Source organism: Virgibacillus senegalensis, assembly GCF_000821245.2.
GTDB lineage: Bacteria > Bacillota > Bacilli > Bacillales > Amphibacillaceae > Sediminibacillus > Sediminibacillus senegalensis.
Window position 1 is genome coordinate 306,889 of the sequence record NZ_LN611423.1, and the last position, 24,513, is coordinate 331,401.

26 protein-coding genes and 1 pseudogene are annotated in these 24,513 nt (G+C 44.2%); 10 read left to right on the forward strand and 17 right to left on the reverse strand.

The features are described 5' to 3' along the window. Positions 1 to 264 precede the first annotated feature (264 nt). The 3 genes from abc-f to BN1067_RS02950 all read right to left on the reverse strand — a co-directional run bounded on the left by abc-f (position 265) and on the right by BN1067_RS02950 (position 3,043). The gene (abc-f, locus tag BN1067_RS02945; protein WP_053217422.1) at positions 265 to 2,097 is read right to left on the reverse strand and encodes a ribosomal protection-like ABC-F family protein; all 1,833 of its coding nucleotides are present in this window, start codon (positions 2,095 to 2,097) and stop codon (positions 265 to 267) included. Between the two features lie 302 nt (positions 2,098 to 2,399). Then, on the reverse strand, positions 2,400 to 2,513 hold the full coding sequence (locus tag BN1067_RS20475; protein ID WP_324777784.1) for an RAxF-45 family protein: 114 nt from the start codon (positions 2,511 to 2,513) through the stop codon (positions 2,400 to 2,402). Between the two features lie 56 nt (positions 2,514 to 2,569). Next, positions 2,570 to 3,043: a MarR family winged helix-turn-helix transcriptional regulator gene (locus BN1067_RS02950; protein ID WP_053217423.1), complete on the reverse strand. Its 474-nt coding sequence runs from the start codon at positions 3,041 to 3,043 to the stop codon at positions 2,570 to 2,572. A 140-nt stretch (positions 3,044 to 3,183) separates the two neighbouring features. Here BN1067_RS02950 and BN1067_RS02955 point away from each other — a divergent pair, with 140 nt between their 5' ends. Beyond that, a complete protein-coding gene (locus tag BN1067_RS02955) occupies positions 3,184 to 3,807 on the forward strand; it encodes a class I SAM-dependent methyltransferase (protein WP_053217424.1) in 624 nt (207 codons plus the stop codon). A gap of 57 nt (positions 3,808 to 3,864) precedes the next feature. Here BN1067_RS02955 and BN1067_RS02960 read toward each other — a convergent pair whose 3' ends face one another. Both BN1067_RS02960 and BN1067_RS02965 read right to left on the reverse strand, forming a co-directional pair. Further along, a complete protein-coding gene (locus BN1067_RS02960) occupies positions 3,865 to 4,293 on the reverse strand; it encodes a cupredoxin domain-containing protein (RefSeq protein ID WP_053217425.1) in 429 nt (142 codons plus the stop codon). Positions 4,294 to 4,366: 73 nt separating this feature from the next. Beyond that, positions 4,367 to 5,263, reverse strand: a complete 897-nt coding sequence (locus tag BN1067_RS02965) for a YegS/Rv2252/BmrU family lipid kinase (protein ID WP_053217426.1) — start codon at positions 5,261 to 5,263, stop codon at positions 4,367 to 4,369. 202 nt (positions 5,264 to 5,465) lie between these two features. Between BN1067_RS02965 and BN1067_RS02970 the strand changes: the two genes are divergently transcribed. From BN1067_RS02970 to BN1067_RS02980, 3 genes are read left to right on the forward strand one after another with little or no spacing between them, the layout of a single operon-like run. Then, on the forward strand, positions 5,466 to 6,149 hold the full coding sequence (locus BN1067_RS02970) for a hypothetical protein (protein WP_053217427.1): 684 nt from the start codon (positions 5,466 to 5,468) through the stop codon (positions 6,147 to 6,149). 1 nt (position 6,150) lies between these two features. Next, positions 6,151 to 7,623, forward strand: coding sequence for an efflux RND transporter periplasmic adaptor subunit (locus tag BN1067_RS02975; RefSeq protein ID WP_053217428.1), 1,473 nt, complete (start codon positions 6,151 to 6,153; stop codon positions 7,621 to 7,623). A 24-nt stretch (positions 7,624 to 7,647) separates the two neighbouring features. Further along, a complete protein-coding gene (locus BN1067_RS02980) occupies positions 7,648 to 8,286 on the forward strand; it encodes a VOC family protein (protein ID WP_053217429.1) in 639 nt (212 codons plus the stop codon). 20 nt (positions 8,287 to 8,306) lie between these two features. On the opposite strand, the gene BN1067_RS02985 is transcribed toward BN1067_RS02980, so the two are convergent. The 3 genes from BN1067_RS02985 to BN1067_RS02995 form a co-directional block, all read right to left on the reverse strand. Further along, positions 8,307 to 8,801, reverse strand: a complete 495-nt coding sequence (locus tag BN1067_RS02985) for a GNAT family N-acetyltransferase (RefSeq protein ID WP_053217430.1) — start codon at positions 8,799 to 8,801, stop codon at positions 8,307 to 8,309. A 338-nt stretch (positions 8,802 to 9,139) separates the two neighbouring features. Continuing rightward, the gene (locus BN1067_RS02990; protein WP_053217654.1) at positions 9,140 to 9,460 is read right to left on the reverse strand and encodes a thioredoxin family protein; all 321 of its coding nucleotides are present in this window, start codon (positions 9,458 to 9,460) and stop codon (positions 9,140 to 9,142) included. A 220-nt stretch (positions 9,461 to 9,680) separates the two neighbouring features. Next, entirely contained in the window at positions 9,681 to 10,493 is an 813-nt protein-coding gene (locus BN1067_RS02995; RefSeq protein WP_053217431.1) for a DUF368 domain-containing protein, read from the reverse strand. Between the two features lie 254 nt (positions 10,494 to 10,747). Here BN1067_RS02995 and BN1067_RS03000 point away from each other — a divergent pair, with 254 nt between their 5' ends. Beyond that, positions 10,748 to 11,557, forward strand: a complete 810-nt coding sequence (locus BN1067_RS03000) for a DUF2935 domain-containing protein (RefSeq protein ID WP_053217432.1) — start codon at positions 10,748 to 10,750, stop codon at positions 11,555 to 11,557. Between the two features lie 99 nt (positions 11,558 to 11,656). Then, complete coding sequence (locus BN1067_RS03005) at positions 11,657 to 12,163, forward strand: cupin domain-containing protein (RefSeq protein WP_053217433.1); 507 nt, start codon at positions 11,657 to 11,659, stop codon at positions 12,161 to 12,163. A gap of 43 nt (positions 12,164 to 12,206) precedes the next feature. Here the strand turns inward: BN1067_RS03005 and BN1067_RS03010 are convergent. Beyond that, positions 12,207 to 12,428: pseudogene (locus tag BN1067_RS03010) on the reverse strand (DALR anticodon-binding domain-containing protein); the annotation flags it as partial. Between the two features lie 113 nt (positions 12,429 to 12,541). Between BN1067_RS03010 and BN1067_RS03015 the strand changes: the two are divergent. Next, positions 12,542 to 12,709 carry a YfhE family protein gene (locus BN1067_RS03015; protein WP_110943278.1) on the forward strand — a complete coding sequence of 56 codons (168 nt, stop codon included), beginning with the start codon at positions 12,542 to 12,544 and terminating at the stop codon, positions 12,707 to 12,709. Between the two features lie 297 nt (positions 12,710 to 13,006). Here BN1067_RS03015 and BN1067_RS03020 read toward each other — a convergent pair whose 3' ends face one another. Continuing rightward, entirely contained in the window at positions 13,007 to 13,108 is a 102-nt protein-coding gene (locus BN1067_RS03020; RefSeq protein WP_074600627.1) for a putative holin-like toxin, read from the reverse strand. Positions 13,109 to 13,301: 193 nt separating this feature from the next. Here BN1067_RS03020 and BN1067_RS03025 point away from each other — a divergent pair, with 193 nt between their 5' ends. Then, positions 13,302 to 14,000 (forward strand): ABC transporter ATP-binding protein, encoded by a 699-nt coding sequence (locus BN1067_RS03025; RefSeq protein ID WP_053217434.1) that lies wholly within the window; start codon positions 13,302 to 13,304, stop codon positions 13,998 to 14,000. Continuing rightward, the gene (locus tag BN1067_RS03030) at positions 13,990 to 15,333 is read left to right on the forward strand and encodes an ABC transporter permease (protein ID WP_053217435.1); all 1,344 of its coding nucleotides are present in this window, start codon (positions 13,990 to 13,992) and stop codon (positions 15,331 to 15,333) included. Before BN1067_RS03025 ends, BN1067_RS03030 begins: the two co-directional genes overlap by 11 nt. A 103-nt stretch (positions 15,334 to 15,436) precedes the next feature. Here the strand turns inward: BN1067_RS03030 and BN1067_RS03035 are convergent, their stop codons facing one another. The 6 genes from BN1067_RS03035 to BN1067_RS03060 all read right to left on the reverse strand — a co-directional run bounded on the left by BN1067_RS03035 (position 15,437) and on the right by BN1067_RS03060 (position 22,502). Then, positions 15,437 to 16,246, reverse strand: coding sequence for a ZIP family metal transporter (locus BN1067_RS03035; protein WP_053217436.1), 810 nt, complete (start codon positions 16,244 to 16,246; stop codon positions 15,437 to 15,439). Positions 16,247 to 16,479: 233 nt separating this feature from the next. After that, a complete protein-coding gene (locus BN1067_RS03040) occupies positions 16,480 to 16,761 on the reverse strand; it encodes a YkvA family protein (RefSeq protein ID WP_053217437.1) in 282 nt (93 codons plus the stop codon). Between the two features lie 40 nt (positions 16,762 to 16,801). Continuing rightward, positions 16,802 to 17,890: a PQQ-dependent sugar dehydrogenase gene (locus BN1067_RS03045; protein WP_053217438.1), complete on the reverse strand. Its 1,089-nt coding sequence runs from the start codon at positions 17,888 to 17,890 to the stop codon at positions 16,802 to 16,804. A gap of 627 nt (positions 17,891 to 18,517) precedes the next feature. After that, entirely contained in the window at positions 18,518 to 20,347 is a 1,830-nt protein-coding gene (typA, locus tag BN1067_RS03050; RefSeq protein WP_053217439.1) for a translational GTPase TypA, read from the reverse strand. Between the two features lie 137 nt (positions 20,348 to 20,484). Next, positions 20,485 to 21,807 carry a sensor histidine kinase gene (locus BN1067_RS03055; RefSeq protein WP_053217440.1) on the reverse strand — a complete coding sequence of 441 codons (1,323 nt, stop codon included), beginning with the start codon at positions 21,805 to 21,807 and terminating at the stop codon, positions 20,485 to 20,487. Further along, complete coding sequence (locus tag BN1067_RS03060; protein WP_053217441.1) at positions 21,804 to 22,502, reverse strand: response regulator transcription factor; 699 nt, start codon at positions 22,500 to 22,502, stop codon at positions 21,804 to 21,806. The genes BN1067_RS03055 and BN1067_RS03060 overlap by 4 nt, the downstream gene beginning before the upstream one ends. A gap of 187 nt (positions 22,503 to 22,689) precedes the next feature. Between BN1067_RS03060 and BN1067_RS03065 the strand changes: the two genes are divergently transcribed. Further along, the gene (locus BN1067_RS03065; RefSeq protein ID WP_053217442.1) at positions 22,690 to 24,021 is read left to right on the forward strand and encodes a S1C family serine protease; all 1,332 of its coding nucleotides are present in this window, start codon (positions 22,690 to 22,692) and stop codon (positions 24,019 to 24,021) included. 155 nt (positions 24,022 to 24,176) lie between these two features. Here BN1067_RS03065 and BN1067_RS03070 read toward each other — a convergent pair whose 3' ends face one another. Further along, the gene (locus BN1067_RS03070) at positions 24,177 to 24,476 is read right to left on the reverse strand and encodes a hypothetical protein (protein WP_053217443.1); all 300 of its coding nucleotides are present in this window, start codon (positions 24,474 to 24,476) and stop codon (positions 24,177 to 24,179) included. Positions 24,477 to 24,513 lie beyond the last annotated feature (37 nt).

Below are 24,513 nucleotides of genomic sequence, written 5' to 3' on the forward strand. Positions count from 1 at the left end.
CCCGGCTAATTTATCTAGTACACTGGACCTAATACCGTTACCTACTAAACTTATCTATTCTCTTATACCCGACGTATCTGGGATAAAACCTAAATATTTAATTTTCGTGACAAATGTTACAAATCATTAACGCTCTGTTAAGCTGTACTCAAGCAATGGTATAAACCCATCTATATGGGATTACTGCCAATATTTCCCCTGATTAAAATGAGGTTAAACATTGTCTGAGAAATCATTAAACAGCTGGAAGCAACCAACCCGGAATTATTTCAACCATGCAGCGTAGCAGGCTTCTATTTTTTCTTCGAGCCGTTTCTTCTCCTTCTCAAAGTTTCTATGTCCGGATGTTTCTGCTTTCAGTTTTAATGCAGCTAGCTGTTCCTCCAGTTCGATAATGACTGCTTCGTAATCCATCGGATCACTGCGTGTAGGTGAATGCTGCTTTTTTGATGGGACAGACAGCTTCCCTGCTTTTGACGCTTTCCATTGCTTCCATTTGTGGTTTGTTTCCTGATAGTTTCCAGGAAGCCGGTGCAGTTTTCCATCGTACAAGTAAGCTGTCTCCGGAAAACACGTATTCAAAAAGTAACGATCATGCGAGATACAAAGCACCGTCCCTTGATAATTAGCCAGGGCATCCTCGAGTACTTCCTGTGATTCAATATCCAAGTGGTTGGTCGGTTCATCTAAAAACAACACATTGACCCCTCGGTGCATAAACATGGCGAGCTTCAAACGCATTCTTTCTCCCCCACTTAGCTGTCCGAGCTTCTTAAAAACGGAATAGCCATAAAACATGAAATTAGCCAGAAGGGCACGCGCCTGGCCTTCGGAAACCGGGACTTCTTCCCGGAACAAATCAATCAGCCGTTTTTCCTCTTCCATCTCCTCTACTGGCTGCTGGGAAAGGTAACCGATAGCCAGTTGTGTTCCAGCGATCACGCTTCCACTATCCGGAGTTAACTCACCAAGAAGTATTTTCATCAACGTAGTCTTGCCACTCCCATTCTCCCCGACAATCGCCAGCCGATCCTTGTACCGTAAAAACAAATCGAGTTCCTTTAGCACGTGTCTCCCGTCATAGTGTTTGGACACCTTCATCGCTTTGATAACATCCTTGCCGGTCCGATGTTCTGCTTGCAGTGTCAATTTCATCTTATCCGGGTCGATTTCCGGCCGTTCGATTTTTTCCATACGTTCCAATGCTCTTTCCATGTTTCGAGCTCGCTTATGCAAGCCTTCATTTGGCGGGTTTGCCTGGTTGGCCCATTGTTTAAGCCGTTTGATTGTTTCCTTCATTTTCTTGATTTTTCGTTGTTGCTCCTGGAAGGCAGCAAACTCACTTAGCAGTTTTTTCTCTTTTTGCTGGACAAATTGTGCATAATTCCCTTTATAATAATGTACTTCGCCGTTTTCGAGATCGATGATTTTCTCCACACTATGATTCAAGAAGTCCCGATCATGGGAAATGATGCATACCGCACCTGCAAAAGCGGAAATATATTGCTCCAACCACTCGATGGCCTCCAAATCCAAATGATTGGTCGGCTCATCCAACAGTAGTAAATCCGGGTTTTGTAGCAGTAGCTTCGCCAACCCTGCCTTGGTTTTTTCTCCACCACTAAGGGAGGAAAAGGGAAGCGGAATCAAATGACCAATTCCTAAGCCGCTAGCAACCTTCTCCACTTGGGCATCCAATTCATAACCGCCCGCAGCTGTAAAAGCCTCTTGTATTTCTCCATATTCAGTCAGTTTCATATCCAGGGTTTCCGCTTGCTGCATTTCATTTTCCAATTTCTCCATTTTCCGCTTCAACGATAGAAGCTTCTCCATTCCGGCCAACAGGAAGTCTTTCACCGTTCCCGAAAAATACTCCGGTACTTGTTGTAAATATCCGATTTTCGTCCCCTTTTTGATGAACAAATCTCCCTGTTCGAATGGCTCTTGCTTCACGATTATTTTGAAAATCGTTGTTTTTCCGGAACCATTTCTTCCCACCAGGCCGATTTTTTCTCCTTGCTTTATTTCGAGATTCAACCTTTCGAAAAGAAGATTTCCTCCAATAATTTTCTTCATATCCTTTAGTGTGACTAACATGTTCATGCTCCTTTTATTGTGTAAATGAGGATAAAAAAAGCCAGGGGTCTCTTTCACCCTTGGCCTATCTTTCCGGTTATGCTTCCAAATGCGCTATTTACTTTCTCCTGCCTGCTTCCTTCTCCTTGTACATTGCAGATAAATGCCAGTCAGCCACCGCATCTGCCATCTGTCTGACTTGCACGTCCCATTCCTGGAACTGTAAAGCGCACTAACTTTATCAAAAAAAAATCCACACTTAATGTGTGGATCTTCCATTGGATATGCTTGTTTAGTTGGGTGTAAGATCCTACACAGATTCATTATTCAGTTGCTAAAAAGGGCATACGTATCCCGTTAGCAGCTAAATCATGAATAATCGCACGGTACATATACAGATTGTTCTTATAGGCAGCGTGCGTTTCTGTGTATGGCATCTTTTCCCCTCCTTTTTCGTAACATTTTACTTGCTTATTTTATTGTACTAAATTTTCTAACTCTTATCCAGCTTTAATTGTTCTGCATACAGCCCCAATTTTTTCAACAGCTCGATGGCTTCTTGTTTTTCCTGCTGTGACAAACCGCCTGTTATCTTTTCGATTTGTGCCCAGTGATCAGGAAAAATATGGTGCAGAAGTTCTCTGCCTCTGTCCGTTATGGAAGCATAGGTTATTCGCCGGTCCGTTATAGAAGGCTTCCTCTCCAGGTAACCCTTCTTTTCCAACTTGTCGACTACATAGGTAATACTTCCGCTCGCCAGCAAAATTTTATCCCCGATTTTTTGCAGCGTATGATCGCCTTGGTGATAGAGAAGTTCCAGTACGCCGAACTCCGTCGGATTAAGTCCCTTTTTTCTTATATCGACCTCGACCTGATCCGCAATAGAACGGTATGCTTTTGACAGCACGACAAATAACTTTAAAGATGGATCCTGCTTTTTTTGGGCATATGATTGATTATCGTCCATTCCGCTCATCCTTTTTTTATCTCAAATTAAAAATAGTATAGTAGAAGCTTGAAATTCCTGTCAACTTAACCCTATGTATTAGAACAGAGCTCTCTATTATGTCATAATTAAAATAGATTGAAAAGAAAGCGGTGGACACGTTGGTCTTAGATACTGGAGAACGGGTTATTCCTGAATTTATGAAATCTACAAACAAACTGTTGTTGGAACATATCGCTCGGTATCAATTTGCGCTTCCTTATATAGACGGAAGGGTGTTGGATCTTTCCTGTGGTGCCGGTTACGGGACCCATATGATTGCCAAAGAAAAGAAAGATCAAATAGAAGGAGTAATTGGCGTCGATATCGATCCGGAAATCATCGAATATGCCAGGGGCGCCTATTATCACCCGCAATCTTCCTTTGAATCAGCGGATGCGACTGATCCTGCACTTGCAGAACAACTCGGTCATTTTGACACGATTGTCAGTTTTGAAACATTGGAGCACATTGAGGAAGAAGAAAAACTGTTGGATAACTACTATCATTTACTGAAGCCAGGAGGAACACTGCTGGTATCTACTCCCTTCGGAAAAGGGCGCGGTGTACCATGCGGCTCTCCCTTCCACATTCATCAGTTGAAACCGGAAGAGTTCAGAGCGTTATTTCACAGATATCAGGATGTAACGTTTTTCTATCAAAAAGGAGTGCTGGTCGTACCTGCTTACGACAACGAGGACTACCCTTTGGGAATAGCAGTTTGTAAAAAGGCGGAGAACGAATAAACCAACCACGAAATCAAAAAAGACAGCCGTTGGTCGCGGCTGCCTCGTGTTGAATCATTATTGAACCACTAGGGTTGACTTCATATCGGAATGTCCTTCTCCGCATGGTACACTGCAATAAATTTCATATTCTCCCGGTTCTTCCGGTGTAAAGCTTGCTGTGCCGTCTCCCTCAATGTTTACGTCGAATTCATCAATGGCCAGTCCATGATTTCCTTCTTCACTGGTCAAATTGATGGTCACCTCTTCACCGCTTTGTACGGTGTACTCTTCCTGATCAAATTCGAAATTTGAAGCTGACACATTCAATGTATTGTCAGAGGAACCTTTTTCGGCAACCCCTCCATCACCTGTGGTTGTTTGTTCCGTCGTATTTTCATCGCTTTCCTGCTTTGTTTCTCCTGACTCATCATCACTGCCTCCGCATGCGGATAGCAAGAGTACTAGCAAACTTACTAAAGCGACCATAAACAAACTCTTTTTCATGTAGCTTCCTCCTTCGCTGTATGTTCTAATGGTCTATTTCTCACAAAAAAGGCTGTTAAACATCTTTTTACAATCATTCATTAAAAATCATTTGCACGTGAGAGGGCAAAATTTGCACATGGGCAGGAACAGATCCGTCGATTTCCCCATCCATATCGACTCGCCGTTCATCCTCTCCCTTCACTTCAATCTCCGCTTGGGTTACTTGTAAATAGGAAAGTTCTGTTAAAGCGTCTGTCTCCACTGCTTCCTGATTCATCATCATCAATTCTCGAAACATAGCAAGACTGGAGTTTTTGACTACCAGCAAATCCAACTTGCCGTCTTCAGGGCTGATGGTCGATACCGGGATTTCCCGAGTGCCAATATACTTTCCATTTAAAGCCACAATCAAGACTGCCTCTCCTTCCATTTCCTTCCCATCCGCCTTGATCCGGTAGGCAAAAGGTTCGGCTTGATTGATGCTTCGAAGTGTGCTTAAAAAGTAACTCAATACTCCCAGGCGACGCTTTTGCGCCTTATCAATATTGATGGAAGCTTCCGCAACAAGACCGATGCCCCAAAAATTCAAAAAATACTTCGAATCGGACAACCCGACATCCACAGAGCGGATTTGCCCATTCACGATCGCTTCTGCTGCTTGTCTCACATTTTGTTGCATCCCCAGCATTCTGCTAAAATCGTTGCAGGTGCCGCCCGGCAGGATACCTACTGCAGGTCGCTTTTTCAATCCACCAATAGCATTGAGACATTCGTGAACCGTACCGTCGCCCCCTAAGATGATTATCACATCCACTTCGGAAGCATACGTCTTACACATTTCATGAAGCTCTTCCAAACTTGCCGTTTGAACGACATGCAGACTGCCGATTGCTTTTGCCAAAACCGGCAAGGCTTGCTGCAAACTTTGTTCCGCTTCCTCTTTTTTATTTCCATTATATAAAAAAAGGCCAGATTCAAAACGATTCACACGCTACACTCGCTTTCACTTTTCTTTTAACCAGTTTGTTTCGTATAAGATTCCCTTTTTATGCACTTGTCAAAACAACTGTATGCTAACGAAACTGCTTAACAGGACTTTCGACGTATTTTGTGATTCTATTAGAATTTTTTGGAAAGTTAAGATAAAATAAGAGAATAATAGTCGAATCGAAATAATAGGGGATGACTTCATGATTTATCATAGCCATTTGATCAAGCTGCTTTTAAATACCGAGGACCATCTCTTTCGCATCAAAGAGGCTGAACAAATAACCAACATTATAAAGTTGCTTTTTTTATTGACCGGACTTTCTATCGTTGTTTTTGGATGGAGCGCCTGGCTGGGAATCGGATCGGCTCCATTGTCACCGCAGGCATTGGCCAGTGACCCGATTGAATATGAGTTATCAAAGGTATGGTTTTTTGTCGGCAGGCTGTTATACGGATTGTTATTCGCTCTATTTATTCTGTTCATTCCATCACTGATTTTTTTTGCAGCATACCAAATCAGCTACCAAAAGCTGCTGGTTATCCAACTGGTCGTTTTACTTGCCTTGATAGTAGAAAGAGTCCTATGGATACCGTTATTTGTTTATGCCGGCTTAGATTGGCAAGTATCTCCGCTATCCTTCGGAGTCCTTGCTTCCTACATAACAGACATCCCGTTTTTGATTTATTTTTTCGGTGCTGTATCCCTTTTCCAACTATGGATCATCTTTTTTCAAGTTCGCTGTATTTCCTATCTTAGTTCTGTCCGTTTACGTTGGGTGTGGACGGGTGTGCTGCTGCTCCACTTGGCTTATTGGATCAGTGCTGCAATCTTTTCGACAGATGGTATGTATTTAGTTGAATTGATTACCGAAAGGGGGAAATAGGATGCCACGGAAAAAAATCAAAAAAAGGATTGTGATTCCTGCCGTACTCTTATTTATAGGGATTAATCTATTGCTGGTGATTTTCGATTCAAACCAAGCGATCGAAAAAAAATCCTATGTGAACCAATGGACGCAGATTTTCACACATGATTTGTATCACACCACTTCTGCCAATGGAGTAGTGACAGCTGCGGAAGAAACCCCGGTCTACTTCGATGATGAACAAGGCCGTTTCCTTCGTTTTCTGGTTGAAAAAGGAGATCATGTGCAAGCCGGAGACGGTTTGTATGAATATCAAGTAAATGACTATCAGGAGACAGAAGCAAAGCTCGAGCAAAAAAGGGAACAGCTGGAAGCGGAAATTGCTGCGATTGAAAATGCGATCGCGCAAATAAACGCCTATCAAATTTCCGAATCAGCACCTATCCAATCTTTTTTGCCCGAGTCAGTTTCGCCGTTTGAATCGGAAGCTGAGCCAGGATTATATACGGAACCGGAAACAGAACCGGAGACATCTTCACCAGAGGAAGCAAAATATTTAAAGGAACAATACATAGCCGAAAAACAAATTGAACTGGCGGAAAAGCAGGCAGCGCTTAACAGCACCCAAACACAGCTTTCTGATCTGGCTGCAGGGGGCGATACGATTACAATTGAAAGTCCAGTCGCTGGCATTGTTACGGAATTGAATCAGTCCTTGGTAAATCCGTTGACTATTGTATCGAGTGAAGATCTATACATTGAGGGAACCATACCGGAGGGACAGCGAAAAATGATTGAACAAGGTATGGAGGTACAGATTTCGATTTCCGATGCGGCTCTCCATTTGAATGGCACCATCCAGTTTCTAGCTGACGTTCCCGAAGAAGTTGATCATAAGAAGCCGAGCGATTACCGTTTTCACGTGCAGTTCGAGGAAGAACAGGACCAAAACGAAGATACTGCAGCAGAAACCACAACGGTTGAAACCGACGAAATAGGTGAATCCGATGGAGCCGATGAAGCAGATGAAACAGTTGAAGCAGATGAAACAGTTGAAGCAGTTGAACCCAATGAATTAGAAGATACAAATACAACAAACGGCCAAACACCCGAAGAGCCGGAAGAAAAATTGCTAGCCGGATACCATGCGGACCTGGATATTATTACCGAACAAGAACTGGATGCAACCACCGTTTTCACCCGTCAATTGGCCAAAAATAAATTGATCCCTTCTTTATGGATAATGAACGAGAATGGAAATCTGGAACTGCGTCCGATTGAACTCGGTCTTTCCATGGATGTTTACCAGGGTATCGCCTCAGGGGCTACTGCAGGAGAATGGATTGTCGACAGCGAAATAGGGTATCAGCAAGCCGGCACTCCGTTTGTAACACCAATTAAAGAAAACCTCGTCCCTTGGCGGCAAATTTTTCACCGCAACAAAGGTACGTTTCAGCCTGCCGCATTTTTGACAGGAATCGTCTCGCACTAAAGGCAAATCTGGAGGTGGACAGAAATGCTGGCACTAGACCACATGATTATTGGTTGTGAAGACGCAAAGGCCAAAAGCAAAGAATCACATCTGTTTGCGATGGAAGACGGCACCCATGATCAATGGGGTACTTACAATTATCTCGGCTACTTACAAAACTCATGCTACGTGGAGTGGCTTTCTCCCTTTGACCTGGAAAAAGCAAAACAGGCAGATAATCCGTTGATCGGTGACTTGCTCAAGCATCTGAACAAGCCTTCCGCCGGGAACGCCATGCAATTCGCACTACGTACGGACAACATGGATAAATTTATCGAGCACTTCCATAGGCACTCCATTCCTTACACCGGGCCACTTCCAGGCAGCCGGATCAAAAAGGATGGTACCATGCTGCAGTGGCGAATGCTGTTTCCTACAGGAGATGCCGTTCTCCATCTCCCCTTTTTGATTGAGTGGAGTGGTAGCGGGAATACAGCCCCTACGGAGTCCATCAACGACGTTACAATCCAGAAGGTCATACTAGGTGTCCCTGACATGGAGAAGGCCCGCAGCCAATTGCAATTGGTTTATGATTTGGAAGATCCAAAAGAAAATACATGGCAACTGGCAAATGCCAGGCTCGAATTGACAACGGGAAACGGACTCTCCTTCCTAATGGAATGAGGTCAATTTCCCGCTTTTTTTTACAGTAATTTATCATAGTAGCGTAAGGAATCATTTTTTTCTTCCACTAACTTCTCCTGTAAATAGTGATAGCCATTTGCTTCGAACAACTTACGTGCTGACTTGTTTTTAGAAAACGTATCGGTCTTTATGTAATCAAGCCCCTGTTCGGCAGCGACCGTTTCTGCATGGTGGTATAAACTGCTGGCAACTCCCCTGCCACGATATTGTGGATCAACCGCCACCCGTTTGACTGTTATCGCCTTTGCATGACTTCGCCAAGTAACCGATGGGTATTCGTCATGTTCTTTTTCACTGAGACAGGCGGTGCCGACAATCCTCCCATCCTGTTCCACGACATATAACTCCCCGGCAGCTATGTCCCCCTGATAATGGCTTGGCAGCGGGTAAGTATCATCCCATTGATAATTTCCTTGTTGGTTCATTTTACTGACCGAAGCCTGTACAATTTCCATAATCCGGTTTAAGTCCTTTTCCTCCGCTTTTCTGATCATGTGTATTCCCTCCCTTGGCTGCATTGCAAATGATTCTATTATAAATAAGCTGTTATTGAGCCTCCTAGTTAAGCCCACTTGTGCGGGGTCTCGTTCGTCCGTTTTTCCGCAAGAGTCTCGCTTATATTTCCTCTGCTAGGCTTTTTCGCTCTATAGAGGCTTTTTATTCGACTTCCGCCATAAAACTTTAGGCTTTAAACGTTCAGGTTTTTACTTTTACATTTTATACGAACCGCCATTCCGACAGAGGGCATCACCACTTTCAGGATGGAACCTAAAAAATAACCGCTTGTATGTAAAAAACCCTACCGTTTGACGGTAAGGTTCCGTAGTGGTGTTCAGCCTAACTGCTGGCCGAGAAACTCTTGTACTTCTTCGGGAGTTTTCGTGTAGGCACTATGCTGGTGGGCAAGCTTTTCTCCATTCTGGAAAATAAGCAGGCTCGGAATCCCCATTACTTCATGCTCTTCCGCCAGTCCTTTTACTTCATCGCTATTCACTTGATACCATTTATATTGATTATACTCTTCAAGAATATCCCCAATAAACATGTCCATCCGTTTGCAGTCCGGACACCAATCCGCATAAAATTTAACGATTACAGGCTCTGCAGAATTGATTACCTCATTGAACTGTTCGCGTGTTTTGATTTCTTCCATCTTTTTTTCCATCCCCTTTCTTTGCAATAAAACTACCACCCGTCCCAATGTTATTCAAGTTTTACGCTTGAATGTCTCTTATTGCGAGTGAACGCTTTATAAAAATTAAGGAGAAGCTCCACTTTAGGAGAGCGTAGCAATTTCCATTTCGGATAGTCGTTTTGTTATAAAGACAAAAACTCGCCGATTGGCGAGCCTTTAAGTGAAAGGTATTACTGTATTACGAATACTCGACCCTGCCAAGCAATACCGCTGCAGCGAGACCAACAGCAAAAGCGATGATACTGATGATCACGAACTCCAGATCCTTCGGCCAGCCGGGGAAAATGACTGCCACAGAACCGATCACAAGTCCGATCACCAGCGCATAGGTAGCTGAAGGATACCTCGCCATAAAATAATGGATTATTTTACTCATGACCACTATTCCGATTAGAATACCGGCCCCCACCACAAAGATGATGTCCAATTGAAAATCTTTTATAGCATGGATGATGGTCGTATAAGCTCCGATAATCAACAATATCAAAGATCCACTGATTCCCGGGAGGACCATCGCACTGCTTGCGATAAAACCTGCAAAAAACAGATACACGTATGTACCAATATCAAGATTGGTAATCTGATCCGGCTCTTCTGCAGGAAAAAAAGCTATGGAGGCAATAAGAGCTGCGCCAACCAGAAGCAGGATGACATGTTTTACTTTAAAGTTATGCTTTGCATCTGCTTTATGAAATAAAAAGGGCAAGACGCCAATGATTAATCCGAGAAAGAAGAATTGTGTAGGACCTGGGTAATGATCAAACAGCCATTCTATCACATTGGCCAGCAGCAGGATTGCCCCGATGATTCCAACACCCAACGGAAACAAGAAGCCCAAATGCCGTTTCCATTCCTTGCTGAAAAACCCATTGACAGAAGCAATCAGCCGATCATAGATTCCCAGGATTACTGCTATCGTTCCGCCGCTGACACCGGGTACCACATCACTTGCCCCCATTAACAGTCCTCGATAAATATTTTTCCATTCCATATCCTAATGGTCTCCTTTAATTAACGACTTGTTACAGAAAATATCATACCAAAAAAGCGTCCAGTTTTATATGGATTTTCACTCTTTCACTTGATTAGAACCAGATTCCGGGGACAGTCCCCCACCACACTGTCGCTTTAGCGCGACGTTGTGTTACTGCGATGGGGGACTGTCCCCCTTTAGAAAAACTAGTGATAATCCAATTATCGTGTAAATACACTTAATTGATACTTATTTGAAGGGGGATAAGTGCTGTGGGGGATTTTATTCAAAGTGCATTATTTGAGCATCGTTTTTGGCTGCAGGTTTTGGGAGATCATGCCCGCTTTATCCGCGACTCCTTATATCCTTCGGAGAAAAAGGATATTGAATTGTCCAGGCATTTCGTTAACAGATTTGATACATTGCTAAAGGAAACCGAAACGATCACCAATACAAATGTCATCGCCTTTACAAAACAAGCCGAATCTGCCGTTGACGAAATGAAAACTTTTAAGCTATCCATCATTGAACGCCATCTAATCGGCAAAATCGGCATCCATCTGACACCTACGTTTATTAATCACATGGTAAATGAATTGGAAGAATACCAACTCGTCATCCATTATTTGAAACAGGGCGAGGCACCGCCGATATTCCACGAGCTTCACCACCATTTGGTGTGGCTTCTTGATGCTTCCGGTCATGCAGGCGCCATCAATGATCAGCTGGACGGAGTAGAAAAAAGACTAAAGAAAAAGAGCAAAGACTTTAGCAGACATTTTGATCAATTCTATATAAAAGCCGTCGAGCTGACCGGCTATCTTCGGGCCAACCTTGAATCTTTTCCTGCTTTGCATCGATTTAACAGCGATGTGCAAATCGAAATCAATCTATTCAAGACGTTTTTGCATGAACTGGAAGAAATGGAATTATCGGAAACAGTACTCGGAACGTTCTCCGGTTTGATGGCAGATCACATGTACCGGGAAGAGTGCTACTATCTGATGAAGCTGGCAGAATCCAGCCAGACGGAACCCCCTGACTGTGACCCAACATCGCCAAGGCTCCCGGACCCTCACTGATCAAGAAACTTCTTTTATACGCTCCTATGGTTGCAAGCAGCTTTTTACCCGTTTCACTCTACCGAGATAGTGGAACTATTCTGCTAAAGGAGTGATACGATGACACGAGATAGAATATCCACGTTCCTATTTTCGGATGACGGCAAAATCCCGAACAACCCTGACCTTCCGTTACTTGTTTATCCAGAAGTGTTATTGGATCGGGTAGTCGACTGTGAAATGATCTTACGCGGGAATAATTGGCGGAATAGCTGGACTGGTGGTGTATTCGATTATCACCATTTTCACAGTAACACCCATGAAGTCCTGGGCGTTATCAGCGGGAAAGCCATGATTGCTTTTGGAGGTGAACAAGGAAAAGATATCCAAGTCGCTGCAGGCGATGTGGTGATCATTCCAGCCGGTGTCGGTCATAAGAAAATCGAAGCCAGTCCTGATTTCAAAGTTGTTGGAGCATATCCAGACGGAGCTCAACACGATTTATTAACAGGGAAGCCAGAGGAAAGGGATCAAGCGCTGAAAAAAATTGCGGATGTGCCGGTCCCCGATCTGGATCCTGTATTTGCAGAAGATGGGCCCCTGATGGAATTATGGACAAAAGGTTAAGCGGGTTTGGCTGGCCAAACGTGTTGGACAGCCTTTTTGGTGGTTACATTTCTTCCGGAGCTTGTATTCCCAGCAAACGCAACCCTTCTTTAAGGACAACGGACACGGCAAAAGTTAGTGCCAAACGTTGCCCTTTCCACTTTCCTTCCTCCAGAATACGGGTGCTTGCATAGTATTTGTTGAAAGCTTGCGCAAGGTCGACTACATATTTGGCAATTTGGGATGGATCATCTTGCTTCGATGCCCGTTGGATAACCGAAGGAAAAGCAGAGGTTGAAACAGATTATGCAAGCACTTTTTACACCTTGATGTTTAGACAAGCAATCACCCGGGGTAGAGGTATACGGAAACCCCAAATCCAAGGAAAGGATGACCGTGATGGCAAAAAAGACGCAATATCAGCCGATTCGAGGAGAAGGGTACCAATTATCCGATGCACAGGAAGTACGTTATGCGAAGGAATTCAAGCAGGCAGACATTGCCGGCGGGTATCGCCGTTCTAAAGTTAGAGAAGCAAAAAACGAAAACCCGGATTTGTTGAAATAGCCTGATTTCTATAATGGCTGTCCAAAGCTCAAAAGACTTTGGACAGCCATTTTTATGAGTTTTGATCAAAGCCATCTGAAAACGCGACAGGGAAACCCTTGAAAACCCGACAAAATACACGAAATTTTTTCTTCCCTTTTTCAAGTGTTTTTTATCAAAAGAAAAACAAAATGTGGTATCATAATAAGAGATAACATGATTGAAATAGGCCGTAGCTGCAACTGCGGCCAAGGATAGCCGTTCCTTCAGGGGATCGGCCTGGTGAATAGACCTCTCCCTTTTTACCGGCAGGGAGGTCTATTTTTTATTGGTTAATTTAATCACCAATGTGAACAACGCAATGAGAAAGGTTCCAAACGAAAACATAACCATGAACACCTCAAACGTCTCCACTGGCATCACCCCCGTTCTTCCCTGGTATGGGAGCTAGCCGACCCGCCCTCCGAGAACAGCCTATCCTATCGCTAGTATAACACAAAACCGAACAAACGTTCCCTATTCCTGCAAAAACCCGACTTTTTTCTTAATTCTTTGTTGTCGATTTCCAATCTTAACCGTCTATAAAGTGAGCAAGCTAGAAGGGGGAATATATGTGATCACGGTAAAAAATTTATACCATCACTTTGAACTTGGCAAAAAGGGGGACAAAACAATCCTCTCTGTTTTACAAGACATTTCTTTTCAGGTAAAGGAAAAAGAAATTGTATCAATCAAAGGACGGAGCGGCTCCGGTAAATCAACGCTTCTTCATTTGATCAGTGGATTTATCCGACCTGTTCAAGGGGAAATATGGATTAACGGCACCAAAGTGACCGATTTAAATGAATCAGAATTTGCCGCTTTCCGTCTACAAAATGTCGGTTTCATCTTTCAGAATTTCCAATTGATTCCGAGCATGACAGCCTATCAAAACGTAGAGCTCCCCTTAATTCTACGGGGAACGACAGAGGAAGACCGAAAAAACATGGTGGAAGTTACGCTTCGTAAGGTTGGATTGGAAAACCATGGCGACCATTATCCAAGCGAGCTTTCCGGCGGGCAGCAGCAACGAGTAAGCATTGCCCGTGCCCTTGTACTAAATCCGCCTTTGATTCTGGCGGATGAGCCTACTGGAAGCCTTGACAGTGAAACAGAGGAAAATCTTCTGGATTTTATTCAACAACTAAACAATGAGTTAGGAATCACCTTTCTGATCATCACTCATGATGACCAGGTTGCTCGCATCGGGAACCGAACAATTGAGTTAGCAGATGGCGCTTTGGTAGAAGGGGAGGTTCTCCATGAAGTTTAAAGACCAAATCCAATTTGTCAGGCAAAACATGAAGAAAAACAAGGTCCGCGTGTTCATGACCATGCTGGCAACAGCAATTGGTTGTGCTTTTCTCATTGTCCTTGCCTCAGTCGGTTTCGGCCTGCATGATTCCTTGATACAGAATATCTTGCAGGATCGGGCTGTAACAGAAATACAGGTACACGGAAAAGAGAACGATGGTAATTACGAAGGATTGAAAAATAGCGATATCGACTATATGGAATCCCTCCATGGCGTTAAAGCCGTCACTCGTAACAAGCAGATCCAGCAATCGCCTGTCTTCTCGGTTAATGGCTACCAAACCCAGTCGATAGCGAAGACTACCGACTTCCCCTCTGAACTTAAAGCGGGAATGGAATTGTCAGAAGGCCGGCTCCCCAAAAAGGACGACGAAATAATTGTCGGCTATCATTTCGCTTCCTATCTGATAGATGAATCTAACAGTGACGAAGAGCTGGTGGATCAACAAGGACAGATAAAAGAGGAATATCGGTATGACGAGGACCTAATCGGAAAAGAAATAGAAATGAAGGTCATTCAAATGGAGGACAATGAAGAAAAGTCTCATACCATCCCTTTGACTGTTACAGGAATTACCGAAGCCCCTGCCAGGGAATGGGCTGAAGATCGGGATGTCTATATTTCTGAGTCCGTTTTACAGGAGGTCGAGGCGTTTACAGGGACCAATCGAGGGATGATTGTAACGCCAGGTCAGGGTGAGTCCTATGATCAAGGAGAAGAGGACTTCTATGACCAGGTAACCATATATGCAGAAAACATGGAAGTGGTAAAAGAAATTTCCGACCAGCTGGACAACGAAAACTATGCTTCTTATTCGGTCGTAAATGAAATGGAGCAGGTCAACATGGTATTCACGATTGTCAAAACCGGACTGATCATCGTTGGTACTATTGCTGTTTTAATCGCCTCCATCGGCATCTACAACACGATGACCATGGCTGTAACCGAACGGGCTCCGGACATTGGGATCATGAAAGCAATCGGTGCTAAACCGAAGACCATTAAACGGATTTTCATACTGGAAAGCAGTTTGATTGGCCTGTCCGGAGCTTTGATCGGTACCGTTATTGCCTATATCGTCAGTATGGCCGTAAACTTTGGACTTCCTTTAATCCTTGAAAGTGCATTTCAGGAAGAATTACCCCCAGAGCTGCGTTTCTCCTTGATACCTTGGACACTTGTCTTGATCGCCGTCGGTATCTGTTTGATTGTCACTATACTATCCGGCTTGCGTCCGGCAAACCATGCAACAAACATCGATGTATTAAAGGCCATGCGCCGCGAAGTGTAAATAAAACCAGGGACCAGATAGATCAAAGAGACGGACCATTACGCAAGGTCCGTCTCTTTTTTTCTTTTCTGGAAAGGTTAACCCTCAGCATGACAGATTTCTATCACCCCAGGGCAACATCTAATATCATCATCACGGCGAAACCGATCATCAAACTCATCGTAGCCAGTTGGATATGGCCCTTCTCCTGTGATCCGGGAATTACTTCTTTTGCGACTACAAATATCATCGCTCCGGCTGCAAAGCTTAAAGCATAAGGAAGCAGCGGCTGAATAAAGACAACAGCCAAAGCGCCGACAACAGCCGCCACCGGTTCTACCATCCCGGAAAACTGACCGTAGTAGAAGCTTTTCCATTTCGACATCCCGTCTCTGCGCAGCGGCATGGAAACGGCTGTGCCTTCAGGGATATTTTGAATGCCAATCCCTATCGCCAATGCGATGGCTCCTGACAAGGAAGTAGTAGTGAACTCAGATGACAAGGCGCCAAATGCCACCCCAATCGCGAGCCCTTCCGGAATATTATGCAGGGTGATCGAGAAGACGAGCATAGCGGTCCGCCGCTTCGCCTTTTTATCTTTAATGTCCCGGAAATATAACCGTTCATCTATAAGCGGCATTATCCGATCCACCAGCATCAAAAACAATCCGCCAAGCAAAAAACCGGTGACCGCAGGAACGACTGGCTGATATCCCTGCTCTTCTGCCATCGAAATCGCCGGGGCCAGCAAAGACCAAAAACTAGCGGCAATCATGACACCGCCAGCAAATGCGAGCATACTATCAAACAGTTTTTGATTGGCTTTCTTGGTAAAGAAAACAAAAGAAGCTCCTAAAGCCGTACTGGCCCAGGTAAATATCGTAATAACCAGTGCTTGTAACACAGGACTTAACTCAGAAAACCATTCCGCCACAAAGACATCTCCTTTACACCATCTATTTCCACGCAATGAATCATTATTTTGCCATGTGCATTTTTGTTTACCTAAGGAAAAACTATCACTACCTCAGTGTATGACTCTCCTTTGAAAGTGTCAATTCATTCCGTTTCTAAATTTTCAAAAGAAAACAAGAGAGATACCGATAATTATGTATTTCCCTATAGTTCCAGCCAAAAAAATCCCGCCTGGACAGGCAGGATTTTGACTTATGTTTTATATAGTCCGTGTTTTTCCTTCAGGCTTTCCGGGGCCATCTTCACCATCCGCTGCAGGATAAAACCCGCAACAGCTACATCGTCGAAAACCCCGAAAACCATTAGAAAATCGGGAATAATATCAAAAGGGAAAACGATATATCCTATGATAAGCAATACCGATAAACCTTTGGTTGCCATGTTCACCTCTTTGGATAAAAAGAAATCTTTTAAAAATGGCAACGATTTTTTGAAATTAAACAGGAACTTCAGCCTGCGTACAAATCTTAACATGTCGATTTCCTTTCTGCTCTTTATAACCCTTTATTAGTCGTCACTCATCCGCCAAAAACAGCAGCCGGTCATCCTGCTTTGCCGGCGTGCCCCGTCCATCCGTATTATTGGTAATAAAGTAGGCGCCTTCTTCCGTTGCAAGAACGTCCCGGATTCTGCCATATCCATCCACCACCACTTGCTGACTGTTTGTTTTCGGGTCAAAGCTGCGTAGAGCTTCTCCCCGCAAGCTTGCAAACAAAAAGGTCCCATCTTTATAATCCATTCCAGATGGTGCCCAAGTTTCTTCCCCAGAATGTTTCTCAGGGGTTTTCATTTCCGGCTTTTGTTGGTCCCCTTCTATTTCCGGCCAACCATAATTATTCCCAGCTTCGATCTTATTGATTTCATCATGAGCATTGTTTCCATGCTCTGTTGCATATAATGTACCCTGGTCATCCCAAGCCAAACCTTGCGGGTTCCGGTGTCCCCAGCTATAAATGACGGAATGAGAATCAGGATTATCAGCGGGAATACTGCCATCCTGATTAATCCGCAGAATACTTCCTGCTAAACTTTTTAGGTTTTGAGCAGCACTTTGATTGGTAGCATCCCCCACCGTGACATATAACCTATCATCCGGCCCGATTTCGATTCTCCCGCCGTGATGAACTTGTCCTCCCGGGATTTTGTCGAGTAGTATATCCGTCTCTTTCCAGCCGTCTGCTTCTTCTTTGATCTTGGCTACCCGTTGATACACCTCTTGCCCGCTTGAGTAGGAATAATAAACAAAAGCTACTCTATCCTCTGAGAAAGAGTCCGGAAATGCAATTCCAAGTAAGCCGGCTTCAGGCTGTTCGGCCAAAGCTTCTTTCAGGTCGACTGGTTTTCTGGCTGCCCGTCCATCCCCCGGTAAAATCTCCACGATGGCTCCAGTTCGTTCACTTATAAAAATGCTGTCTTCCCATTTCACGATTTCCCATGGCTCTTCCAGTTCTGTAGCAATTGTCTCTACCTGTTGGCTGTCAGAAGATGGCTCGGCTGATTGATTATCCTGTGATGGTTTATTTTCAGGTCTGGCGGAATCTGAACAAGCTGCAGTTACAGCAACCAGGAAGAAAACCACTCCTGTTAACGTTGCTTTTTTCACGTCTATATCACCCCTTGAATGCAGTTGATCGTCTCCTCTTTTGTTCGACCCTTCCCGCCATTAACCCTTCCGGAAACCTGAAAAACCCTTCTATAAGGAAAGGGGTTCAGACAGCCATTTTCGGGAGCAGCATCGGACTTCTCGAGACTCCTCTATTGTTTGCGAAGAGTCTTTCCTTTCACTGACCCCTGCTTTCCGCCAGACCTGCGCCTTTTTTACGCATAAAAAAACAGCGGCTGAAGAGGAGGCCACTGAAAAAGTCCTTTTAATCTAAAGTGGCTGTTAACGCTCGTTGTTGATTCCGCGAATCGCTTGTCGGTGGATGCTTGCCGCGGGCACGGCCTCAGCTAACTTGGTCAAGAAGATCACTGACCAAGTGGATCTTCGGCTCGCGCTGTTCCCGCAGGCGTCACCACCGAACGCTCATCGTGGGATTACCAAGGGCCAATCGAAAAACGAATCGTTAAACTAATGAAGGAATAGAGGGCACAAATCATTGAAATTAGATAAAAAGCGGTCTGTATGGAAATTAAATTCCATACAGACCGCTTTTTTTAAATTCTACTTTTCAAAGACCTTCAGTTTTTCAGTGGCCTCCTGAAGAGCCGCTGTTTTTCCAGTCTTTTATTAAACGGTTTTTTTCTTTTTAGCCGCTTTTTCACGTTCGTTTTTGTTAAGGATTTTTTTACGAAGACGAATGGATTCCGGTGTTACCTCGCAATATTCGTCATCGTTCAAATACTCAATTGCTTCCTCAAGGGTTAGCGTACGTGTTTTACGGATAGTTGCTGTCTGATCCTTCGTTGCTGAACGAACGTTGGTCAGATGTTTCTCTTTTGTAATGTTGACAGTCAAGTCGTTGTCACGGTTGTGCTCGCCAACTATCATCCCTGCATATACATCGGTTCCGGGTTCTACGAAAATCGTTCCCCGGTCTTCCAGACCCATGATGCCGTAGGTGGAAGCTTTGCCGTTTTCCAATGCTACCAGTACACCCTGGCGTCTGCCGCCGACTTGTCCCGGAAGGACAGGCTCATAGGAATCAAAGGTGTGGTTGATGATGCCATATCCTCTCGTTTGCGTCATAAACTCTGTTGCATAACCAATCAATCCACGGGAAGGAACCTTAAATTCCATACGGACTTGTCCATTTCCGTGATTGGCCATATCCAGCATTTCACCTTTACGGGAACCAAGCGATTCCATGACAGCACCCTGATGTTCTTCTGGTACGTCGACTTGAACTCGTTCAACCGGTTCACACGGAACACCGTCAATTTCACGAATGATTACTTGCGGTTTCGAAAGCTGTAACTCATAGCCTTCCCGACGCATGTTTTCAATCAGGATCGATAAATGCAATTCACCACGCCCTGATACGGTCCAGGCATCTGGTGATTCTGTTTGTTCAACGCGCAAGCTGACGTCTGTTTCCAATTGAGTTAATAAGCGTTCTTCGATTCTTCTGGACGTAATATATTTCCCTTCCTTACCAGCAAAAGGACTATTGTTGACTACGAAGGTCATCTGCAAGGTTGGCTCGTCAATACGCGGAATCGGCAAGGCTTCCTGCTGATCCTGTGGACAGACGGTTTCTCCGACGTTAATGTCTTCCATCCCTGCCAGCGCGATAATGTCTCCAGCCTTCGCTTCTTCAATCTCAATCCGTTTCAACCCGATAAAGCCAAACAGCTTGGTCACGCGGAATGATTTAACGGAACCATCTTTTTTCATCAGTGCAACCTGCTGGCCAACTTTAATCGATCCGCGGAAAACACGGCCGACACCGATTCTTCCCAAGTAATCGTTATAGTCAAGAAGCGTTACTTGGAATTGCAACCCTTCATCAGAATTGTCGATTGGGGCCGGGATATGTTCCAAAATGGTGGAGAAAACAGGCTCCATCGTTTCTTCCTGTTCTTCCGGTTCATTACCGGAAGTCCCGTTCAATGCGGAAGCATAGACAACCGGGAACTCCAACTGGTCATCATCTGCGCCAAGTTCAATAAACAAATCCAGCACTTCATCAATGACTTCTGCCGGACGAGCATTCGGACGGTCAATTTTATTAAGGACAACAACCGGAGTCAGTTTTTGCTCCAGTGCTTTTTTCAATACAAAACGTGTTTGCGGCATACAACCTTCATATGCATCGACGACAAGCAATACACCATCGACCATTTTCATGATCCGCTCTACTTCTCCACCGAAGTCAGCGTGACCAGGTGTGTCCAAGATATTGATACGAGTATCTTTATAATTAATAGCTGTGTTTTTAGCTAAAATCGTTATTCCACGTTCTTTTTCCAAATCGTTTGAATCCATTGCACGTTCATCGACCTGTTCATTCTCACGGAAGGTTCCAGAATACTTCAACAGCTGGTCCACTAACGTCGTTTTCCCATGGTCAACGTGGGCAATGATGGCAATATTGCGAAGATCTTCTCTTAATTGCATAATGAATATACTCTCCTCTTTTGTATCGAATTCAACATTCCGACTACAACCAATCTATTGTAACACAAACAACAAGAAGATGGTATACCATTCCCTTTTTGCCACGTAAATAAAAGTATTAACTATAATTTTTGATATTATAAATAGATAGAGAACAACGCCCCACCGCTTTTGGAGGTACCGACCGTTATCCGTCCACCAGAGCGTTCGATGATCGCCCTGGAAATAGCCAAGCCCAAGCCTGTTTCGCCGCCCTCTCCTTTGACAAAACGATGGAACAGCTGCGGCATTAAGTCTTTCGGTACGCCGGGGCCGTCATCGGCTATTCTGATAATGACGTTTTCCGCTTTTTCCACACTGATGGTAACAACAGAATCAGCGTGCCTGATAGCATTAGCCACAATATTCATGGTCGCCTGCAGCAGCTTTTCTTTATCTGCCGTGAGCACGGCATCTTCTACCCTTGCCGTCTCCAGTTTCACGTTCTTCTCATTAGCCAGCGGAATTGCTCTCTCCACCGTTAGTGTGACTAATTCAGCAGCTTTTATGTTTTCTTCCTGGTAAATGTTTTCTTCACTATCCAACTTGGCCAGTAAAATCATTTCGTTTATGATCTTTTTTAATCTGCCGATCTCTGCCACCATCACATCAAGTCCCCGTTCCGATTCTTCCCGTTCGAATATACCGTCCCTGATCCCCTCGGCATAACCCTGGATGGTCATTAATGGGGTCTTCAGCTCATGGCTGGCATTCTGGAAAAATTGCCGCTGGGAGTGAATGTATCGTTCGAGTTCCTGAGCCATTTCCATGACACTTTCTTCCACTTCTTTTATTTCACCGCTTGCATTCACCGACTGAATCTCATGGAACTGGCGTTTTTCGATTTTTTTTACTTGGTCCTTCAGTCTTGTCAACGGTGTAACCAAACGGTTGGTCAGATAATAACTCAACAACACCGCTACCAGAATACCGATAGCAAATACAACGAGCAAGGTCCGGATAAAATTCCGCTGAACCGCCTGCAAATCATTGATCGGCGTCACCAGAATCAGTTCCCAGGCCGGATAGCGAGGAGAAAAACTCATCCTGGAAACTACATAACGATTGTTTCCCGCTTTCCACAACGGCTGTTCATTTTTCGATAAATCATAATTATTCACCCAGTTCTCTGCTACTTCACGGGGCAAATTGGTAATAATCATATCTTCTGATCCACCACTTCGGTAATAAAAGATGCCCTGCAGCTTCAAATCCTCCAACAGTCCCGATAACTGCTGCATATTGAGACTAGGTGATTCATTGATCATACTTGTAATGATCCTGCCGTTTTTCTCAAGCTGCGCTTGTTCATTGTGGATCAGTAAATTCAGGATAAGAGAATAAATGGTAAACGCAGCAACAGACATGATTACAACCAATAAAGTTGTGAAGGCAATATTAAGTTGGGATTGGAGCTTCATTTTGATTCCTCTTTCTCGATCTTTAACCGATAACCATATCCCCAAACCGTTTCAACCGGAAGTCCGTCCATCTTTTTCCGCAGCCGTTTAATCAAATCATCTACGGCACGGTCGCTGCCAAAGTAATCCTCTCCCCATACTTTGGTCAGCAATTCTTCCCTTGAAAAGGCGCGGTTTTGGTTGGTAATGAAGATATTTAATATTTCAAATTCTTTAGCGGTTATTTCCACCTCTTCCCCTTCCCATACGACCAGTCTTTCCACAGGGTATAAAACCAGACCGCCTGCATGAAGTGCTTCTTTTTTATCATTGGCTTTTTCCGGACGAATGCTGTCTACACGTTTGAATAGTCGTTTGACCCGGGCAACCATCTCTCTCGGACTGAACGGCTTGGTTAAATAATCATCTCCGCCTAATTCCAATCCCAGGATTTTATCCAATTCTTCATCCTTTGCTGAAATAATGATAATCGGTACTTCACTTTCCTGCCGGATGGTTTTGCATAATTCATATCCATCAATTCCCGGAAGCATGATATCGAGAATCCACATATCTGGCGGATCGTTTTTCCATATCGTCAATGCTTCCTCTCCACTTTCCACTTCTGTTACCTGGTAGCCATCTTTTCTTAAATAAGCAGATACGATGTTACGAATGTTTTTATCATCTTCCACTACCACAATGCTGTGCTTCATCCGAACCGCCTCCTTACTCGTTATATTGTCACATCTATCAGTCGATTGTCGATTCTCCTTTCATCATTCCACACTTTTTACACAATTTTACCAAAGGACTGCCGGAACCACTGCTTACAATAGGAAATGTAGACACAAAAGCAATATCCTTAACAAATAAATAGTACAGAGAAAGGTGTGATTTTACATGCACGAAAATGAACATCACCATAAGCATGAGTATGATCACGAACACGACCAAGAAAATGAAAAACAGCTATACATGGAAAAAGAACAAACGGTGAATATCCAGCCAGAAAAACCAGCAGGCAAACAGCCCCATAGTCACAATTCAAGCAAAAAAGGATATCTTATCAGCGGCATCACTGGCGGATTGATTGTCGCCATTATAGGTTTGTTATTAATCTATACCAATATTCTACCATTACAAGCCTTAAATTCTGAAAGCCAGAATGCCGATACGCAAACAGGCTCGGCATCCGCTGACAATGACAATATCACCTTGACGACAAACACGTCGGACGATCCGGAGGTGGAAAGCGCCCTTGAAAAATCTGCGTCAGCTGTTGTCGGAGTTTCCAACTTGCAGAAAACAACGGCAAATTTCTGGGAACAGCCTGATGACACACAAGAAGCCGGGACTGGTTCGGGCGTCATCTATAAGAAAGAAAACGGCAAGGCTTACGTGGTTACCAACAACCACGTTATTGAAGGGGCAAGCGAAGTAGAAGTGTACTTACAAGACGGCAGCACAGTCAACGCCAAGATTCTTGGAAGTGATGAATTGAGCGACTTGGCTGTCTTGGAAATCGACGGCAGCAAGGTCGATACAGTCGCCACCCTTGGGTCATCCGCTAACCTCAATGTAGGAGAAACCGCGATTGCCATCGGTAATCCGCTTGGCATGGAATTTGCCGGATCTGTAACCAAAGGAATCATCAGCGGGTTGGAGAGATCGGTTGAAATAGATTCTAATCAGGATGGGGTAGCAGATTGGACGACAGAAGTTATTCAAACCGACGCTGCCATCAACCCGGGCAACAGCGGCGGAGCACTAGTGAATGGAAGCGGGGAATTAATCGGCATCAACTCGATGAAAATTGCCCAAGGAGCAGTAGAAGGAATTGGGTTTGCCATTCCGATTGATACAGCCAAGCCAATCATCGAACAGCTTGAAACAGAAGGTTCCGTCTCCCGCCCATTTGTTGGAATAAGTGCCATGGATTTGGCCACTGTACCGGAGCAACATAAACAGGATACGCTGCATCTGTCTGAAGATATAGAAGAAGGAATCGTCGTTGCACAGGTACAAACTGGATCCCCTGCAGAAAAGGCAGGTTTGAAGAAATACGACGTCATCACGCATGTTAACGACCAAACAATCGGTTCCATGCTTGATTTGAAAAAATATCTCTATGATGAAACAGAAGTCGGCGACAAGGTGAATATCATCTATTACCGAGACGGCAAAAAGCAGCGTACTTCCGTAGCATTAACACAGCAGGACCAACAAGCCTGATCACAAGACAAACAAATCTCGGTGGCCACCTCCCCCGAACGCCGAGATTTTATATAGATTCCCCAGTCTGCTTGCTCAGGCTGGAATGCAAAAACATAATGATCCTCCTCTTCTTTTGAAAAAGCGGCATCTGCATAAAAGCAAATGCCGCTTTTTTATCTTTGTTGACTTTCCATTCGCTTAAGAACCGCAGTCAAAATGCCGAGACAAACAGCGATAAGCACAAACAGCAGAACAAACTGGAAAATCACCAATAGAAAAATACTTTCAACACGACCCGCAAGCCATTGCCCACCATAGTAGAAGGATATAAATGCTGCTGCAGCTGCCATCAAAAACAAGACAACAATCCCTGTGACCGCAAGTGGATGGGAACGCCGAATGGTTCCTCTATGTTTCATGAATAGATATACCAAACTGAGAACAAACAGCAACAATAAAAACAGGCTGCTCACGATGCAATCCCTCCGCAATTAAAATCCTTCGAATATT